This window comes from Kribbella jejuensis (genome assembly GCF_006715085.1).
In the GTDB taxonomy this organism is placed as follows: Bacteria; Actinomycetota; Actinomycetes; order Propionibacteriales; family Kribbellaceae; genus Kribbella; species Kribbella jejuensis.
The window spans coordinates 256491-274462 of the sequence record NZ_VFMM01000004.1; the positions used below are offsets into that span (position 1 = coordinate 256491).

Sequence of the window (17972 nt, forward strand, 5' to 3'; positions counted from 1 at the left end):
GGACGGTACGACGTGCGCTGTTCCGCGGGAGGTGTCGGTGCGGAGGCGCCTTCGGCCAGGAGTTTGCGGGCCAGGGCGAGGCGTTCGTCGTGGGGTAGAGACAGCGCCGCGGGGGCAGCGTCGTCGGCAGCTGAGGGCTGCCGACGGGCGCTGCCGCCCGCGGAGGGTCGATCAGAAGTCGACATCGACCTCGGCCGCGGCCTCGGCCGGCTGGTCCAGGGTCGGGCCGATGCCCATCTTCTCCTTGATCTTCTTCTCCAACTCGTTGGCCAGATCGGGGTTGTCGCGCAGGAAGTTCCGCGCGTTCTCCCGGCCCTGGCCGAGCTGGTCGCTCTCGTAGGTGAACCAGGCGCCCGCCTTACGGACGAAGCCCTGATCCACGCCGAGGTCGAGCAGGCTGCCCTCGCGGCTGATGCCCTGACCGTAGATGATGTCGAACTCGGCCTGCTTGAACGGCGGGGCCACCTTGTTCTTCACGACCTTGACGCGGGTCCGGTTACCGACCACGTCGGAGCCGTCCTTCAGCGACTCGATCCGGCGCACGTCCAGCCGCACCGACGCGTAGAACTTCAGCGCCTTACCACCGGTCGTCGTCTCCGGTGAGCCGAACATCACGCCGATCTTCTCGCGCAACTGGTTGATGAAGATCGCGGTCGTGTTCGTGCCGCTGACCGCACCGGTCATCTTCCGCAGCGCCTGGCTCATCAGCCGGGCCTGCAGACCGACGTGGCTGTCGCCCATCTCGCCCTCGATCTCGGCGCGCGGCACCAGCGCGGCCACCGAGTCGATCACGACGATGTCGATCGCACCGGAGCGGACCAGCATGTCGGCGATCTCCAGCGCCTGCTCACCGGAGTCCGGCTGCGAGACCAGCAGGGCGTCCGTGTCGACGCCCAGCTTCCGCGCGTACTCCGGGTCGAGCGCGTGCTCGGCGTCGATGAAGGCCGCGATCCCGCCGGCGCGCTGAGCGTTCGCCACCGCGTGCAGGGCGACCGTCGTCTTACCGGAGGATTCCGGGCCGTAGATCTCGACCACGCGGCCGCGCGGCAGACCGCCGATCCCGAGCGCGATGTCGAGGGAGATCGACCCGGTCGGGATGACCTCGATCGGCGGCCTGTTCTGCTCCCCCAAGCGCATGACCGAACCCTTGCCGCACTGCCGCTCGATCTGCGTCAGCGCGGTCGCAAGCGCCTTCTCGCGATCGGCCACCGCGCGCTCCGCACTCGCTGCACCCGCCATGTGACTGCCACCTGACCCATCTGATAATCCGGGGCCGCCCACCGGCCGCCCGAAGAAACTTCGTTGTCGCCAGAGAAGGTATTCGTTACCTCCGACAGTTTTCGCCGCCACTTCGAATCTGTGGACAAACTCGGCTGTCACAGCACCTTCCGGAGACCAAAGTATCCCGAACACGTGTTCGAATCACAACTGACACGCCGAAGCCTGACCGGACAGCGGTTCTGACCCGGAAAATCCCTACCCTTGCGGGCGTGACAGACCGGCCCGACGTCCCCGATTCCGCCGTGGTCCTCGCGATCAGCCGCGTGGAACTCGGCATCGACCACGTTCTCGACGCACTCCGAACCCAGGACCCGTTCGGCATCCGAAGCTACCTCACCGAGTACTCCGAGCAGGAGAAGCCGAACCTCGCCGAGAAGGGCCTGATCCTCGCGATCGACCGCCTCCTGCAGATGAAGGTGCCCGGCCACGAGGAGTGGCCGACCCTCCCGCTGGCCAAGCGCTGCGACTGGTGGGTCGAGCGGCTGGGCGGGTTCGCCGCGGTCGTCGCGGGGCTCCCCCGGCTCAGCGGCGCGGCCGCGGACCGGTTACCGATGAAGGACACCCTCGGCGCCGCCGTGCAGGCGATGGTGATCGGCGCCGTGTGCCGCGAGTACGGCGTGGAGGAACACGCCGACCGTACGGCGATCATCGCCCGGGTACTGACCGACCGACCGATCACACCGGACGAGGTGCTCAAGTACGACGACCCCGAGGTCGCGGGTCAGGACGTCGCCGAGCAACTGGGGCTGGACGAGATCTCGAGGGACATGGGACTGCGCAAGGGCGTCCGGCTGGTGTGGCGGCTGAGCAAGCTGTTCGGCGGGCTCAGCGAGGTTTTCGAGGAGCGCCCGCGCGGCAGTCTCGGCGCCCGGTTCATCGGGAAGCTCCCCGGCGTCGGAGTCGTCGGCGGGTTCTTCGACGAGCGCAAGGGCATCAGGAAGGCGGCATACGAGGCGGCGGAGCTGCTGACCAACAGCGTGTTCCGGGTCAAACCCGTCTGACCGCTGGGCCGCTCACCGTAGTCCTGAGATGATTCTGAGCATGACTGGGATCGTCATCGTTCGGCCGGACGAGACCTGGCCTGCGCAGTATCAGAAGACCGCGTATACGATCGGTGGCGTGCTCGGCGACCTCGCGCAGCGGATCGACCACATCGGGTCCACCGCCGTACCGGGTCTGCCCGCCAAGGACATCCTCGACATCCAGGTCACCGTGGCCGATGAGTCCGAGCTCGATCAGGTGGCGCAGCGGATGGTCGCCGCGAACTGGGAGCTTCGCCCGCCGCGGCGCGATCACCTGGTACCGGGGCTGCCCGCCGACGATGCCCAGTGGGTCAAGCGGATGCTCGTCGAGCCGATGTACCGGCGGCGGGTCAACCTGCACATTCGGGTGGCCGGCCGCGCCAACCAGCGGTACGCCCTGCTGTTCCGTGACTATCTGCGCAGTCATCCGGAGACGGCTCGCGCGTACGGCGCATTCAAGCAGCACGCGGCCACGCTCAGGCTGGAGATCGGCGACTACAGCGACCTGAAGGACCCGGTCTGCGATCTCGTCTATCTACCTGCCGAGGAGTGGGCCGCCCGGACCGGATGGACCGGCTAGCGGGCGGCGCCCACCACATTCGTTGCCTAGGGCATCACCGTTCGCTGGGCGGAAGGTTGAGGTGCGCCCAGACGGCACGCCACACCGCCTTCGCGGACTCGCCGTCAGCCAGGGCCTCGATGACCGTACGGCCGTTGAGCTCCTGAATCACCTGGGTCTCTGCCCAGGTCCGTGCATACGCAGGTCCGAGATGGTGATCCATCCGTGCCCAGAACTCAGTCAGTCTCATGCCTGCCCGTCGTCATCCTTCGGCGGTTCCCATCCGCCCTGTTGACCCTGCTGAGGCGCCGACGGACCACCCTGTTGCTGACCCCAACCACCTTGCTGCGGCGGCTGTCCGTACCCCTGCTGGGGCGGCCGGGTCGGCTCGGGCTGTCCTTGCCCTGGTTGCCGGCCCCAACCACCCTGCTGCCCCTGCTGAGGTGGCTGCTGCGGACCCCACTGCCCCTGCTGAGGCTGCCCAGGGTACTGCGGCTGTCCAGGCTGCCCGCCGTACGGCGGCTGACCCTGCTGCGGTTGGCCCGGGTACTGCCCTGGCTGACCACCGTACGGACCGGGCTGGCCCTGCGGACCGCCGTACTGCCCGGGCTGACCTGGGTACTGCCCACCAGGCCCGTACTGCTGCCCGTAACCCGGCTGTCCCGGGTACTGCCCCTGCGGACCGCCGTACTGCCCGGGCTGGCCCGGGTACTGGCCCGGATACTGCCCAGGGAACGGCTGGCCGTACCCCTGCTGCCCCTTGCGCTTCCGGCTGCGCAGAACGAAGAACACGACCGCGGCGATCACCAGCAACAGCACGACGATGATCAGAATCAGCGCCCACGCAGGGAATCCGCTGCTGGCCTCAGAGGTCAGCGAGATCTTGCCCAGCTTGTCGAGACTGTCGTACGTCGCCGTCCGGCCGCTGACCTTGGCTCCGTCGTCGTGCTCGAGGATCTTGCCCGGCATGGTGATCTTGAGGTTCACGTCCGGCTGGCTGCCGCCCGACGGCAGGTTGTTGCCGATGGAACCGCCGTTCACCTTGACCGTGACCTTGTCGCCGTCCTTGCTGAAGCCGACGCCGTCCTCGCTCGCGCCGCCCATCTTGTCGAAGGGCACGTTCGAGAAGGTGCAGTCCGAGCCGACGTACTTGCTGTCCTCATACGACTTGCAGGTGACGCCCTCGGTCGCGGACGACTTGATGCTGCTCTCGATCTGCTGGCGGATCTTGTCCAGGGACTGGCCGCTGGACTGCAGCAGCTGCTTGTCCACGCCGATCTTCATCGAGCCCGAAACCGTCTCGTTCGACCCGACCTTCAGGTCGCCGTCGATCTTGACGCACCCGGTCAACCCGATCAGGCAGGCCACCACGACGATGGCTGCGCGTACGCGGTTCATCATGTCGCCGATCATTCCAGACGACGGGGACAATCGGCGCACCGGACGGAAAGCGCCTGCTCACGGTCGGCGACGAACCCGATCGGAGCCGGTGTGTGAAAACTGTCGGCGGCACCCGGCAAGATGGTCGGCGTGAAGAAGACCAGCGCGTTGAGCCGGTTCTCGCCCGCGACCCGGGCGTGGTTCGGCGACGTCTTCGAGGCGGCCACCCCGGCCCAGCTCGAGGCGTGGGACGCCATCACCGCGGGCCGGGACGCGCTGGTGGTCGCCCCGACCGGCTCCGGCAAGACGCTGGCCGCCTTCCTGTGGGCCCTGGACCGGCTGGCCACGACGCCACCGCCGGACGATCCGAAGTTGCGCTGCCGCGTGCTGTACGTATCGCCGCTGAAGGCGCTCGCGGTCGACGTCGAGCGCAACCTGCGCGCCCCACTGATCGGCATCCGCGAGACCGCGCGCCGGCTCGGCGAGGCGCCGATCGACGTCGAGGTGGCCGTCCGCTCCGGTGACACGCCGGCGAACGAACGGCGCCGATTCGCCACCCGGCCCTCCGACGTACTGATCACGACACCGGAGTCCTTGTTCCTTCTGCTGACCTCGCAAGGTCGCGAGTCGTTGCGGGGCGTCGAGACGGTCATCGTCGACGAGGTGCACGCCGTCGCCGGGACCAAGCGTGGCGCTCACCTCGCGCTGACACTCGAACGGCTCGACGAGCTGCTGCCGAAGCCGGCGCAGCGAATCGGTCTGTCGGCGACGGTGCGTCCGGTGGAGGAAGTCGCCCGGTTCCTCGGCGGCGAGCGGCCGGTCACGGTGGTGCAGCCGAAGTTTGCCAAGCAGTGGGATTTGAGCGTCGTCGTACCGGTCGAGGACATGGCCGAGCTCGCTGCGACCGAGGTGGAGACGTCCGGTTCGGCGGCAGGCCCGCAGCAGCACGCCTCGATCTGGCCGCACGTCGAGGAACAAGTCTTCGACCTGATCAGTCAGCACAAGTCCACGATCGTGTTCGCCAACTCGCGCCGATTGGCCGAGCGTCTGACGGCCAGGTTGAACGAGATCGCTGCCGAGCGCGCCGAGCTGGAGCTTCCGGAGCTGGGCTCGCCGGCTCAACTGATGGCGCAATCGGGGGGATCGCTCGCCGCGCCGCCGTTGATCGCACGCGCGCACCACGGCTCGGTGAGCAAGGAACAACGTGCGCTGATCGAGGCTGATCTGAAGTCCGGACGGCTGCCGTGCGTGGTCGCGACGAGCAGCCTGGAGCTCGGAATCGACATGGGTGCGGTCGATCTGGTGATCCAGGTCGAGGCACCGCCGTCGGTCGCCAGCGGGCTGCAACGTGTCGGCCGGGCCGGTCACCAGGTCGGAGCGGTGTCGCGTGGCGTGTTGTTTCCCAAGTTCCGCGGCGACCTGATCGACACCGCCGTCGTCGTCCAGCGGATGCGCGAAGGCCTGATCGAGAGCCTGCACATTCCCGCGAACCCGCTCGACGTGCTCGCCCAGCAGATCGTGTCGATCGTGTCGCTGGACTCGATCAACGTGGATGACCTCTTCGCTCTCGTTCGGCGTTGCGCACCGTTCGCGACGCTCCCCCGATCGGCGTACGACGGCGTCCTAGACATGCTCTCCGGCCGCTATCCCTCGGACGAGTTCGCCGAGCTGCGGCCGCGGATCGTGTTCGACCGGGTCAGCGGCGAGATCTCCGGCCGGCCAGGTGCGCAGAGGCTCGCCGTGACGAGCGGCGGCACGATTCCTGATCGCGGTCTGTTCGGCGTGTTCCTGGTCGGTGAGTCGACGAACCATCGCGTCGGCGAGCTCGACGAGGAGATGGTGTACGAGTCACGGGTGGGCGACGTGTTCACGCTCGGGGCGTCCAGCTGGCGGATCGAGGACATCACCCACGACCGGGTGCTCGTCTCCCCCGCTCCGGGTCAGCCAGGCAGGTTGCCGTTCTGGAAGGGTGATGCCGTCGGCCGGCCCGCCGAGCTCGGCGCGGCGACCGGTGCGTTCATCCGGAAGATGGCGTCGTTGCCGGCCGGCAAGGCGGTCGAGCGTGCGCGAAGCGCGGGTCTCGACGAGTACGCCGCCAACAACCTTGTCTCTTATCTCGCCGAGCAGCGCGATGCGACCAGTCGAGTGCCGGACGACGTGACGATCGTGGTGGAGCGGTTCCGCGACGAGCTCGGCGACTGGCGCGTCTGCGTGCATTCGCCGTACGGCGGTCAGGTGCACGGCCCGTGGGCACTGGCGATCGCCGCACGGCTGCGCGATCGGTACGGGATGGATGCACAGTCGGTCTCGGGTGATGACGGGATCGTGCTGCGATTGCCGGAGACGGACGAGGCGCCGCCGGGCGCGGAGCTGGTGCTGTTCGACCCGGCCGACATCGAGGATCTGGTCACGACGGAGGTCGGCGGATCGGCGTTGTTCGCGGCGCGGTTCCGGGAGTGTGCGGCGCGGGCGTTGCTGCTCCCGCGACGCAATCCGGGTCGGCGGTCACCGCTGTGGCAGCAGCGTCAGCGCGCGTCGCAGCTGTTGAGTGTCGCGAGCAAGTTCGGCTCGTTCCCGATCGTGCTCGAGACCCTGCGCGAGGTCTTGCAGGATGTCTACGACCTGCCTGCGTTGAAGGATCTGCTGACTGGCATCAGCGAGCGGCGTATCTCCGTGGTGGAGGTGGAGACCTCCGAGGCGTCACCGTTCGCGAAATCCTTGCTCTTCGGCTACGTGGGCGCGTTCATGTACGAAGGCGACAGCCCGCTTGCCGAGAAGCGCGCCGCAGCGCTCGCGCTGGACCAAAGCCTGCTGGCGGAGCTGCTCGGCCGGACCGAGCTCCGTGAGCTGCTCGACGCCGAGGTCGTCTTGCGGACCGAGGCCGAGCTGCAACGCCTGGCCGAGGACCGTCGCGCGCGTGACGCAGAAGGCCTGTTCGACGTACTGCGGATCATCGGGCCGCTGTCGTTGCCGGAGGCGATCCAGCGCTGCGTCGACGGTTCGGACGCGGAGACCTGGCTGACCTCGCTGGCAGCGGCGCGGCGCGTCGTACGGGTGCGGATCGCCGGCGAGCATCGATGGGCAGTCCTCGAGGACGTTGCGCGATTGCGCGACGCGCTCGGCGTACCGCTGCCGCCCGGGGTCGCCGAAGCGCATGCCGAGCCGGTCGCCGATCCGCTGGGCGACCTCGTGTCGAGGTACGCACGGACTCACGGACCGTTCCGGGCGATCGATCTCGCGACGCATCTCGGCATCGGCGTTGCGGTTGTCAACGAGGCGCTAAGACGACTGGGCGCAGGCGGTCGAGTCGTTGAAGGCGAGTTCCTGCCGGGTGGGATGGCGCTCGAATGGTGTGACAGCGAGGTGCTCCGCCTGCTGCGGCGGCGCTCGCTCGCCGCACTGCGGAAGGAGGTCGAGCCGGTCGATCCGTCGGCGCTCGCCCGCTTCCTCCCCGCCTGGCAAGGAATCACGAGCGGCCGCGGCCGTGGGTACGACGTACTCCTCGCCGCCGTCGAGCAACTCGCCGGATGCGCGGTACCGGCATCAGCACTCGAGTCGATCGTGCTGCCGTCACGCGTGCCCGGGTACCAGCCGTCCATGTTGGACGAGCTGACCGCGACCGGCGAGGTGGTGTGGGCCGGATCCGGTTCACTGCCTGGCACGGACGGTTGGGTGTCGCTGCACCTGGCGGACAACTGTGATCTGACGTTGCCGGATCCCGATCCGGCGTTCGAGCTGAGCGAGACGCATCAGGCCGTCCTCGACGCGCTGTCGGGCGGCGGTGCGTTCTTCTTCCGGCAGCTGAGCGATGTGGTCGGCTCCAACTCCGGTGTCGTGGAGGACGAGGCGCTGGTCACCATCCTGTGGGATCTCGTCTGGGCCGGATATCTCACGAACGACACCCTGACGCCGGTCCGGTCGCTCGTCGGCGGGGGCCGCGGCAGTCATCGGACACGCCGTACGACGCCGCGCGCGCGGCCGGGACGCCCCTCGCGCCCGGGGCGTCCGTCGATGCCGTCACGCAGCGGTCCGCCAACCGCCGGCGGACGGTGGTCGTTGCTTCCGGCCCGTAGTTCGGACGCGACGCGCCGCGCGCACGCCGCGGCCGAGACATTGCTCGACCGCTATGGGATCGTGACGCGTGGATCGGTGATCACCGAGCGCACGCCGGGCGGCTTCGCGGCTGTCTACAAGGTGCTGAGCGCGTTCGAGGAGTCCGGTCGGTGCAGACGCGGGTACTTCGTTGCCGGACTCGGCGCCGCGCAGTTCGCCCTGCCCGGCGCGGTCGACCGATTGCGGGCGCTTGCGGAACTGCCTACGTCCAAAGCGGAAGGTCCGTTCGGTCCAGCGGGGAGATTTGGACCCGGCGCGGCCGGGACGAGTCGCCCCCGGAAGGAAGACGACCTAACGGCGCGGGCCGTCGTACTGGCCGCGTCCGATCCCGCCAATCCGTACGGCGCCGCACTGCCGTGGCCCGAACGTGAGAACGCCGGCGGACACCGACCGGGCCGGAAGGCCGGCGCATTGGTCGTGATGGTCGATGGACAGCTGATCGTGTACGTCGAACGTGGCGGGCGGACCGTGCTCAGTTTCACCGAGGACCCCGACCTGTTGCAGCCGGCTGTCGACGCGCTGGCGTTGTCGATCCGGGACGGCCAGCTCGGCAAGCTCAGCGTGGAAACAGCCGACGGCGAACAGGTCCGGCACACGGCATTCGGGGACGCTCTGGCCAAGGCCGGCTTCCACGCGACGCCGCGTGGGCTGCGACTTCGGGCGTGAGCAGATGCCCGAGGGAGACACCGTCTGGCGGGCGTGCAAGCGGCTGAACCGGGCGCTCGCCGGACAGGAGCTCGTCAGCACGGACTTCCGCGTGCCATCGCTCGCGACAACCGACCTCAGCGGACGAACCGTCCTGGAGGTCGTTGCGCGGGGCAAGCACATCCTGATGCGGCTGTCCGGCGGACTGACGCTCCACAGTCACTTCCGGATGGACGGCAGCTGGCATCTGTACCGGCCTGGTGAGAAATGGCGCGGCGGGCCGGCACACGAGATCCGGGTCGTCCTGGAAACGGCGCCCTGGACCGCCGTCGGTTATCGGCTCCCGGTGCTTGATCTCGTCAGCACCGACGACGAGGACAGCGTGGTCGGGCATCTCGGTCCCGATCTGCTGTCACCCTCGTTCGACCGCGCGACGGCGATCTCCAACATCGAATCCGACCGCGGACGGACGATCAGCGAAGCGCTGCTCGATCAGCGGAACCTGGCAGGAATCGGCAACTTCTATCGGATCGAGGTTTGCTTCCTGCTCGGTCTGCACCCTTGGCGGCCGGTGTCGACGGTCGACGTACCGGCGGCGGTCGATCTCAGCCGGAAGCTGATGAAGGCGAATGTCCGCAACGGCACCCAGGTCAGCACCGGTGTCGACCGGCCCGGGCAGCGCTCCTGGGTGTTCGAACGCGCCGGAAAGCCGTGCCGCCGCTGCGGTACGACGATCCTCACCGGGCAGCTCGGGGAACCGACCCGCGAACGAGTCACCTATTGGTGCCCTGCCTGCCAGCCCGAGGTCTGACCCAGTTCCTGAATCTGCCGGAATCTGCCGGGAACTGCCCTGTGGACAACGTCCGTGCGGCGTCCGAACCCGGATACCTTCTCTGGCGCATCGAACAAACGTTCGAGCAGAGAGGAGACGGCGATGTGCGACCTGTGCGGCGGCCTGACCGACGAGCTGTTTGCGCGGCAGCTCGAAGACAAGATCCAGACGTACGGCTGGGCGATGTTCTACGTCTCGGGCGACGGGGCCCGGAATCCGGCCTTCGGGTACACGCTCGGTCTCAGCCTGTACGAGCATCCGGAGATCATCGTCTTCGACGACGAGCCGGCCTTCGCGCAGCCGAGCCTGAAGCCGCTTGCCTGGGCTGTGATGGCCGGCGCCGAGTTCGACGAGGGCGATGACCTGTCCTGCTTCTTCCCACCGCCGGACACCGCCCAACTCCTGCGATTCCCGGATTCGGCGACACACTTGTACACAGCGAACACGATGTTCCGGCAGCCCGGCCAGCCGCCACTGCCCGCGCTCCAACTCGTCGTGCCGAGCCGGACGGCCCTCATGCGGCCGACCGGCAGTGGGCAGGCTCCGCACGGAGGAGCCCGATGAACCGCGACTCAGGCGGCCGAGGCCACGACCTCGGACTCGATCGCTGGGTGTGCCAGCACGAGCGCCTCTTCGCGGGCCAGATCCTCGCTCACCTCGGCGAAGACCGTCGACAGCGGTACGTCGAGCGCCATGCAGATCGCCGCCAGCAGCTCGCTGGAGGCTTCCTTCTGGCCACGCTCGACCTCGGACAGGTAGCCGAGGCTGACGCGGGCGTCGGCGGATACCTCGCGCAGAGTGCGCCCCTGGCGCAGCCGCTTACGCCGCAGCACGTCGCCCAGCAGGCCACGAACCAGCACCATGAGGTTTCTCCCTTCCGCCTGTCCAGCCGTGTCTACCCGCACGGTAGCTCGGCCGTAGGAACCAACGGTACCTGTTGCTGGGTCACTACCTCTCGCAATGTCCACCTTCGGTGCGCCGTGCCAGTCTTCCTTACCTGTCACCATGCTGGTACCAACACCCCGTTCAGTCGAGTTCTTCCGCCACAACCGCGGCTCCGAGTTCCAGGACGGCCTGCACGCTCCCCCGCCGGACGGCTGTCCGGTCCCCGGCCAGTTGCAGCTTCCGCACCTGTACCGAGCGGGGTCCGGCCGCGGCGACGTACACCGTTCCGGCCTCGACGCCTGCCTGCGGGTCCGGTCCGGCCACACCGGTCGTCGCGAGGCCATAATCCGCCTCCAGACGCTCCCGTACCCCGCTGGCCAATGCCGCAGCCGTGTCCGGGTGGACCGGGCCCACAGCGGCCAGCAGATCCTCCGGCACGCCCGCGAGCTTGGCCTTCAGATCGGTCGCGTACACCACTACCCCACCCCGATACACAGCCGACACCCCCGGGACATCCGTCAGAACCGCACCCACCATCCCACCGGTCAACGACTCAGCCGTCGCCAGCGTCACGCCACGTTCCAGCAACAACTCGACCAACCGCCCGACCGCGGCATCAATCCCGTCCCCGGCCATCGTCACCTCCACATCGAATCAATACCCGTACTGACTTTCGCCGCGGGAGGTTACTCGAGGGGGCGCTTAGCGGCGGCTCGGAGGTGGAGGGCTCGGGAGAGGTAGTCGATGCCGGTGGCGACGGTTACCAGGACCGCGGCGGCCATAATTGCTATGGCGGGCCAGTGGACTACTGCCAGGTGTTGCCATGGGAGTAGGTAGAGGCCGAGGGCGATCGCTTGGAGGACGGTTTTGAGTTTGCCGCCTCGGCTGGCGGGCATAACGCCGTGGCGGATCACCCAGAAGCGGAGTGCGGTCACGCCCCACTCGCGGACCATGACCAGGATGGTGACCCACCACGGGAGCTCGCCGAGGTACGACAGGCCGAGGAAGGCGGCGCCGGTCAGGGCCTTGTCGGCGATCGGGTCGGCGATCTTGCCGAAGTTGGTGACCAGGTTCCAGCGGCGCGCGATGTCGCCGTCGAAGCGGTCGGTGACGATCGCGACGACGAACGCGGCGGTGGCGAGAAGGCGGTCGCCGGTGGCGTGACCTCCGTCGCGGAGCAGGAGCCAGACGAAGAGTGGAACCAGTACGAGCCGCAGGACCGTCAGCGCATTCGGCACGTTCCAGGCGCTGGGGGCGTGAAGTGGTCCGCCGGCTGCGCGCGGCGCCGGGTTGGTCGGCGGATTGGTCACGCGGTCAGGTTAACTGCCGGGCGGGTGTCTGGCGTGTTCACGAGGGCCGCGAACTCGGCGATCAGGTCGACCCCGTCGCTCGCCACCACCTTCGCGGACACCAGATCCCCGACCCGGATTCCCTCCGGAAGACCCGTCACCGTCGTCGTACCGTCCACCTCAGGCCCCTGGTGCGCCGCTCGGCCTTCGCCGGTCATTCCGGTGGATGCGTCGCTGGACGGGGCTTCGAGGGTTTCGACGAGTACCTCGATGAGTTCGCCGATGCGGGACTCGGCGCGGGCCGAGGTCAGGTCCTCGGCCAGGCGGGTCACGCGGTCGAGGCGGGCCGCGATGGTGTCTTCGTCGAGTTTGCCGTCGTAGGTTTCGGCTTCGGTGCCGTCCTCGTCGGAGTAGCCGAACACACCGATCGCGTCCAGGCCGGCGCGGGTGAGGAAGTCGCACAGGATGTCGACGTCTTCCTCCGTCTCCCCGGGGAAGCCGACGATGACGTTGCTGCGGATGCCCGCAGTCGGGGCGGCGGCGCGGACCTGGGCGATGAGTTCCAGGAAGCGTTCGGAGTCACCGAAGCGGCGCATGCGGCGCAGGAGCGGGCCGGAGGCGTGCTGGAACGAGAGGTCGAAGTACGGGACTACGCCGGGGGTGCCGGTCATCGCGGCGATCAGCGTGGGACGCATCTCGGCGGGCTGGAGGTAGGAGACGCGTACGCGGATGATGCCGGGGACCTGGGCGATCTCGCCGACGAGCGTTTCGAGCAGGCGGAGGTCGCCGAGGTCCTTGCCGTACGAGGTGGAGTTCTCGGAGACGAGGAACAGTTCGCGTACGTCGTTCTCGGCCAGCCACTCGGCTTCGCGGAGTACTTCGGCGGGGCGGCGGGACATGAACGCGCCGCGGAACATCGGGATCGCGCAGAACGCGCAGCGGCGGTCGCAGCCGGAGGCGAGCTTGAGCGGCGCCATCGGGCCGCCGTCGAGGCGGCGGCGCATGACGCGCGGACCGCTGGCGGGGGCGGCGGCGAGGTCGGGGGCGTCGATCTTCAGCTCTTCCGGGGCGCCGGTGACGAACCGACCCTTCAGCCCGGCCGGCGCCGCGGATCCCGCGGGCCGGAGCGCGTCGGGGATGTGATCACCAACCGCACGACCTGGGGCGGTCGTGGCCGGGCCGCCAGTGGCCGGGCCGGTGGTGGCTGCTGCGCCGTTGGCGGCCCCGGTGGCTGCTGCGCCGTTGGCGGTCCCGTTTGTGGCGGCTGCGTCGTCGGGGGTGGGCGCGTTGGAGGGTTGGGGGGTGTCGCCGTGGCCGGGGAGGGATACGGGTGGGGCGGTGTGGCGGTCGGCGGGGGCCAGGGGGAGGAGTTTGCGGCGGTCTCGGGGGGTGTGCGGGTGGTGCTTGGTGCCGGCGAGGATGGCTCGGAGGCGGTCCGAGATGTCGGTGTAGTCGTCGAAGCTGAGGACCGCGTCGGTTTCGGGGAGGGCTTCGGCGAGCTGTTCGCCGTACCGTTCGGCCAGGCAACCGACTGCGACGACTGCTTGGGTGCGGCCGGACTCCTTGTAGTCGGCGGCAGCCAGCAGGGTGTCGACCGAGTCCTTCTTGGCGGCTTCGACGAAGCCGCACGTGTTCACCACCACGGTGTCTGCCTCGGCGGCGTCGTCGACGAGGCGGAAGCCGCCGGCTTCCAGGCGACCGGCCAGTTCTTCGGAGTCGACATCGTTGCGGGCACAGCCCAGCGTGACCAGGGCGACGGTGGTGGGTTGCGTAGTCATCCCCACGAGTATGACGCGCCGTACACGTCCCCGCCTAACTCAGCACCTCACACACAACTCAGTACCTTGCACACCCACGTCCGGGCACCCCACATACACGAACTTCGGAGACCGATCGGTCAGGCGTTGGAGGTGGTCTTGGTGAGGGTGCCGTCGGGGTGCGCGGTGAACTTGGTGAGGGTCGTGGCGATGCGCTTGCCGTTCAGTACGACGATCAGGTTGCTCGGGTTGCCGACCTGGACGCGGATATCGCCGGCGCTCGTCACCGACTGAGCGATGCCGGGGCTGAGCTTTCCTTGGAAGATCTTGCGGTCTGTGCGGTCGCGCACCGTCAGATAGGTGCCATCGTTCCGAGCCGTCATCGTCAGCTCGGTTTTCAGCACCGGCGGCTTCGCGGACGGCTTCTTGGTGGGCTTGACGCTGGGCTGCGACGTCGCCTTCGGGGTCGGCGTCGTCACGGTCGCCGTGGTGGTCGCCGTCTTGGATGCGTTCGCTTCGATGTCGCTCGGCAGCGTGAACAGGCGGACCATCCCCCAGCCCATCAGGCTGACCAGGATCGCGCCGACGACGACGGCCCAGCGTGGGCGGGCCGGGTTGAGCTTGGGTTTCTTGACCGCGGCGCGTTCCTCGCGACGGGACTTCTCCTCCTCGACGGCGTGTTCGGCGTCGAAGGTGGCGAGCAGCGGAGCAGGGTCGGCCTTGACCACGCGGGCGATCGAGCGGATGTGGCCGCGGGCGTAGAAGTTCCCACCGCAGCGGGAGAAGTCGTCGGCCTCCATGTCGATCAGCAGCCCGGTTCTGATCCTGGTCGCGGCGCTCAGCTGCTCGATCGTCATGTCGGCCCGCTCGCGGGCCGCCGTGAGATCGCTGCCGATGCTCACGTCCCACCGTCCTCTCTGGATTCGTCCGAGCTGCAGGTCGTCGGTCATCGGACCGTCGACGCGATTCAAACAGGTCAACGGCCTCGGTACGGCGGGGTCACGCGCGGGTCAGAGTTGTTCCCTGACCGGGCACCGGGCGTCTGCCAGCATGTGCAGCGCCTGCACCACTTCGGTGTTCGACGGCCGCGCCGTCAACCCGAACGGTATCGCGAGTGAGGACCCTGTCAGTCGGCGGTTCGCGTCGGTCAGCTTGCGGGTCGAGCTCGGCAGCGCGCCGAGGACAGGCCCAGGATCCTGCAGATGTACGGCGATCCGCCCGTCGTCGAGCGGATGCCGGCGCTGCAGCACCGTCACCTCTTCGATGTCCTCCCACCGGGTACCCACCCACTCGTCCCCGATGCGGAGCCGGATGCCGACCTTGTCGGCGACCAGCATCTCCCCCACTGTCAGTGCGCGGGCGCAGACGACGGCGAGGACGGCGAACGCGGCCGCCACGATCCAGCGCAGGATCCCGGTCGGGCTGGTCGAACCGGACGCGGCGAACCCGATCGCGACCAGCGCGGCGCCGACGGCGAGTCCGCCGTGCACCTTCTGGGACGCGCGCACGGTGAACGGCACAGGCTCTGGGTCCAGCTCGAATCGGTCCTGCCTCGGCAGTGCGCTCGCGGCGGTCACGGTCTCACTCTCCTCGGAGGGTGCTGATGAAGTCCTCGAGATCGTCGGGTTTGACCAGGACGTCCCTGGCCTTGGAGCCTTCGCTGGGACCGACGACGCCGCGGCTCTCCAGGATGTCCATCAGCCGGCCGGCCTTGGCGAAACCGACGCGGAGCTTACGCTGCAGCATCGACGTGGAGCCGAACTGGGTGGAAACGATGAGTTCCGCCGCCTGCACCACCAGGTCGAGGTCGTCGCCGATCTCGTCGTCGAGGTCCTTGCTCGGGCCGGGCGCCGCGGTGACGTCCTCGCGGTACGTCGGCTGCAGCTGCTCCTTGCAGTGGGTGACGACGCCGCGGATCTCGCTCTCGGTGACCCAGGCGCCCTGGATACGCATCGGCTTGCTCGCGCCCATCGGCAGGAACAGGCCGTCACCCTGACCGACCAGCTTCTCCGCACCGGGCTGGTCGAGGATGACCCGGCTGTCGGCGAGCGACGAGGTCGCGAACGCGAGCCGGGACGGGACGTTCGCCTTGATCAGACCGGTGACGACGTCCACCGACGGCCGCTGGGTCGCGAGCACCAGATGGATACCGGCGGCCCGGGCCAGCTGGGTGATCCGGACGATCGAGTCCTCGACGTCGCGCGGGGCGACCATCATCAGGTCGGCGAGCTCGTCGACGATCACCAGCAGGTACGGGTACGGCGTGAGCACGCGCTCGGACCCCGGCGGGGGCTTCACCTTGCCGCCGCGGACCGCCTTGTTGAAGTCGTCGACGTGCCGGAACCCGAACGCCGCGAGATCGTCGTAGCGCATGTCCATCTCGCGGACGACCCACTGCAGCGCCTCGGCGGCCTTCTTCGCGTTGGTGATGATCGGCGTGATCAGGTGCGGGATGCCCTCGTAGTTGTTCAGCTCGACCCGCTTCGGGTCGACCAGGATCATCCGCACCTCGTCCGGAGTCGCACGCATCAGGATCGAGGTGATCAGCGAGTTGACGAACGACGACTTACCCGAGCCGGTGGCACCGGCGACGAGCAGGTGCGGCATCTTCGCCATGTTGGCGACCACGAAGCCGCCTTCGACGTCCTTGCCGAGGCCGGCCACCATCGGGTGGTGGTCGTTGCGGGCCGTCGCCGACCGGATCACGTCGCCGAGGCTGACGATCTCCTTGTCGGTGTTCGGGATCTCGATCCCGATCGCGGACTTGCCCGGGATCGGCGACAGGATCCGTACGTCGGCCGAGGCCACCGCGTACGCGATGTTCTTCGACAGCGCGGTGACCTTCTCGACCTTCACCGCGGAGCCGAGCTCGACCTCGTACCGGGTGACGGTCGGGCCGCGCGTGTAGCCCGTGACCTGGGCGTCAATGCCGAACTGGTCGAACACCTCGGTCAGCCGGTCGACGACCTGGTCGGACGCCTTGGTACGCGCCTTGTGCACCGAGCCGGGCTTCAGCATCTGCCCGTCGGGCAGCGTGTAGGTGATGTCGCCGGACAGGCTGAGCTGCTCGACTCGCTGCGGCAGCGGGGTGTGTGGTGGCGGCTCGGGGGGCGCCGACGGCTTGGTCGGAACGGGAGCCTCGAACGACGGCTCGATGGACGGCCCGACGGCGATGGCCGCGGACTCGTCGGCGCTGTCGACGTCGTAGGCGTCATCGTCGGCGGACTTGCCCTTGATCTTGCGGCCGCGCTTCGGGGTGTCACCGAGCACCGGTGAGTCGTACGGCCTGACGGTCGGCTCGCCATCCTCGTCGAGCTCGGCCTTCGCGCGGCGTTGTTTGCGAGTCAGGCGAACCGTGTCGTCAGTCGGCGCAGCCTGCACGGACGGCGCGTCCTGCGGCAGCTCGGTGCGGCCCATGAGTACGTCGAAGGCCGCGCGGAAGCGCAGCGGGATCGCGTAGACCGGCGTGCCGGTGATCACCAGCGCGCCGAAGATCGACAGCAGCACCAGCAGTGGCGCGGCGACATACTGCGTGAGCAGGTCGGAGAGGAACGAGGAGATGAAGTACCCGATCGCGCCGCCGGCGTCGCGGAGCGGGCCGTCGGCCGGGTTGTTCGGCCGCGGTAACCCGTTGGCGATGTGGATCAGACCGAGGACGCCGAGGCAGACCGCGGTCCACCCGATCACCTGACGACCGGCCGGGCCGTTGCGGTCCGGGTGCCGCAGGGTGCGGACGGCGATCACCACGAGCATCAATGGAAGCGCCCAGCCGAGCATGCCGATGCTGCCGCCGACGACGGTCCGTACACCGTTGCCGACCGAGCCGGGCAGGTCCCACCAGATCGCGGCGGCCACCACGACCGCCAGGCCGATCAGGAACAGGCCGGCGCCGTCACGGCGGTGTTCCGGCTCCAGGTCGCGAGCGCTGTGGCCGATCCCCCGCACCATGCTGCCGAGCAGATGGGCGATGCCGATCCAAACCTTCACCACTCCGCGTCCGAGCGCGAGCATGGCGGCCGCGAACGGTCCTGGCCCGCTGTTCTTGGGCGTGCTGGTCCGCGCGGCGGATGATCCACCACGCTTGGAGCTCTGCCCACGCTTCTGGGCGCCTGTCGGACGGGAGCGTCCACCAGCAGCCGAACGGGCCGTGCTCGGCCGTTTGGCTGCCGACTTCTGCGCCCGCGCCGGGGAAGACGTGCGGGTCGCCAT

At 68.7% G+C, this 17972-nt stretch carries 15 protein-coding genes; 5 read left to right on the top strand and 10 right to left on the bottom strand.

The window, feature by feature from the left end; genetic code table 11:
• Positions 1–171 precede the first annotated feature (171 nt).
• Complete coding sequence (gene recA, locus FB475_RS34050) at positions 172–1239, bottom strand: recombinase RecA (RefSeq protein WP_141862229.1); 1068 nt, start codon at positions 1237–1239, stop codon at positions 172–174.
• Positions 1240–1490: 251 nt separating this feature from the next.
• On the opposite strand from recA, the gene FB475_RS34055 reads away from it, so the two are divergent.
• Together FB475_RS34055 and FB475_RS34060 are read left to right on the top strand one after the other, a co-directional pair.
• Complete coding sequence (locus FB475_RS34055; RefSeq protein ID WP_141862231.1) at positions 1491–2282, top strand: hypothetical protein; 792 nt, start codon at positions 1491–1493, stop codon at positions 2280–2282.
• Between the two features lie 40 nt (positions 2283–2322).
• Positions 2323–2883 (top strand): GrpB family protein, encoded by a 561-nt coding sequence (locus tag FB475_RS34060; protein ID WP_141862234.1) that lies wholly within the window; start codon positions 2323–2325, stop codon positions 2881–2883.
• Positions 2884–2917: 34 nt separating this feature from the next.
• Here FB475_RS34060 and FB475_RS34065 read toward each other — a convergent pair whose 3' ends face one another.
• Entirely contained in the window at positions 2918–3112 is a 195-nt protein-coding gene (locus FB475_RS34065) for a DUF3046 domain-containing protein (RefSeq protein WP_141862236.1), read from the bottom strand.
• Complete coding sequence (locus FB475_RS34070) at positions 3109–4263, bottom strand: LppM family (lipo)protein (RefSeq protein WP_141862238.1); 1155 nt, start codon at positions 4261–4263, stop codon at positions 3109–3111. The genes FB475_RS34065 and FB475_RS34070 overlap by 4 nt, the downstream gene beginning before the upstream one ends.
• Before the next feature lie 120 nt (positions 4264–4383).
• Here FB475_RS34070 and FB475_RS34075 point away from each other — a divergent pair, with 120 nt between their 5' ends.
• The 3 genes from FB475_RS34075 to FB475_RS34085 all read left to right on the top strand — a co-directional run bounded on the left by FB475_RS34075 (position 4384) and on the right by FB475_RS34085 (position 10396).
• On the top strand, positions 4384–9021 hold the full coding sequence (locus FB475_RS34075; protein WP_141862240.1) for an ATP-dependent helicase: 4638 nt from the start codon (positions 4384–4386) through the stop codon (positions 9019–9021).
• 4 nt (positions 9022–9025) lie between these two features.
• Positions 9026–9811 (top strand): Fpg/Nei family DNA glycosylase, encoded by a 786-nt coding sequence (locus tag FB475_RS34080; RefSeq protein WP_141862242.1) that lies wholly within the window; start codon positions 9026–9028, stop codon positions 9809–9811.
• A 123-nt stretch (positions 9812–9934) separates the two neighbouring features.
• Positions 9935–10396 (top strand): DUF4262 domain-containing protein, encoded by a 462-nt coding sequence (locus tag FB475_RS34085; RefSeq protein WP_141862244.1) that lies wholly within the window; start codon positions 9935–9937, stop codon positions 10394–10396.
• Between the two features lie 8 nt (positions 10397–10404).
• Here the strand turns inward: FB475_RS34085 and FB475_RS34090 are convergent, their stop codons facing one another.
• From FB475_RS34090 to FB475_RS34120, 7 genes are all read right to left on the bottom strand, one after another.
• Positions 10405–10695: a helix-turn-helix domain-containing protein gene (locus FB475_RS34090; protein ID WP_141862246.1), complete on the bottom strand. Its 291-nt coding sequence runs from the start codon at positions 10693–10695 to the stop codon at positions 10405–10407.
• A 163-nt stretch (positions 10696–10858) separates the two neighbouring features.
• Positions 10859–11353, bottom strand: a complete 495-nt coding sequence (locus FB475_RS34095; RefSeq protein WP_141863120.1) for a CinA family protein — start codon at positions 11351–11353, stop codon at positions 10859–10861.
• Between the two features lie 50 nt (positions 11354–11403).
• A complete protein-coding gene (gene pgsA / locus FB475_RS34100; protein ID WP_141862248.1) occupies positions 11404–12027 on the bottom strand; it encodes a CDP-diacylglycerol--glycerol-3-phosphate 3-phosphatidyltransferase in 624 nt (207 codons plus the stop codon).
• Complete coding sequence (locus FB475_RS34105) at positions 12024–13784, bottom strand: MiaB/RimO family radical SAM methylthiotransferase (RefSeq protein WP_141862250.1); 1761 nt, start codon at positions 13782–13784, stop codon at positions 12024–12026. The genes pgsA and FB475_RS34105 overlap by 4 nt, the downstream gene beginning before the upstream one ends.
• 119 nt (positions 13785–13903) lie before the next feature.
• Positions 13904–14665 carry a helix-turn-helix domain-containing protein gene (locus tag FB475_RS34110; RefSeq protein ID WP_238332614.1) on the bottom strand — a complete coding sequence of 254 codons (762 nt, stop codon included), beginning with the start codon at positions 14663–14665 and terminating at the stop codon, positions 13904–13906.
• Positions 14666–14773: 108 nt separating this feature from the next.
• On the bottom strand, positions 14774–15340 hold the full coding sequence (locus tag FB475_RS34115) for a hypothetical protein (RefSeq protein ID WP_141862254.1): 567 nt from the start codon (positions 15338–15340) through the stop codon (positions 14774–14776).
• Positions 15341–15344: 4 nt separating this feature from the next.
• Positions 15345–17972, bottom strand: coding sequence for an FtsK/SpoIIIE family DNA translocase (locus FB475_RS34120; protein ID WP_185759561.1), 2628 nt, complete (start codon positions 17970–17972; stop codon positions 15345–15347).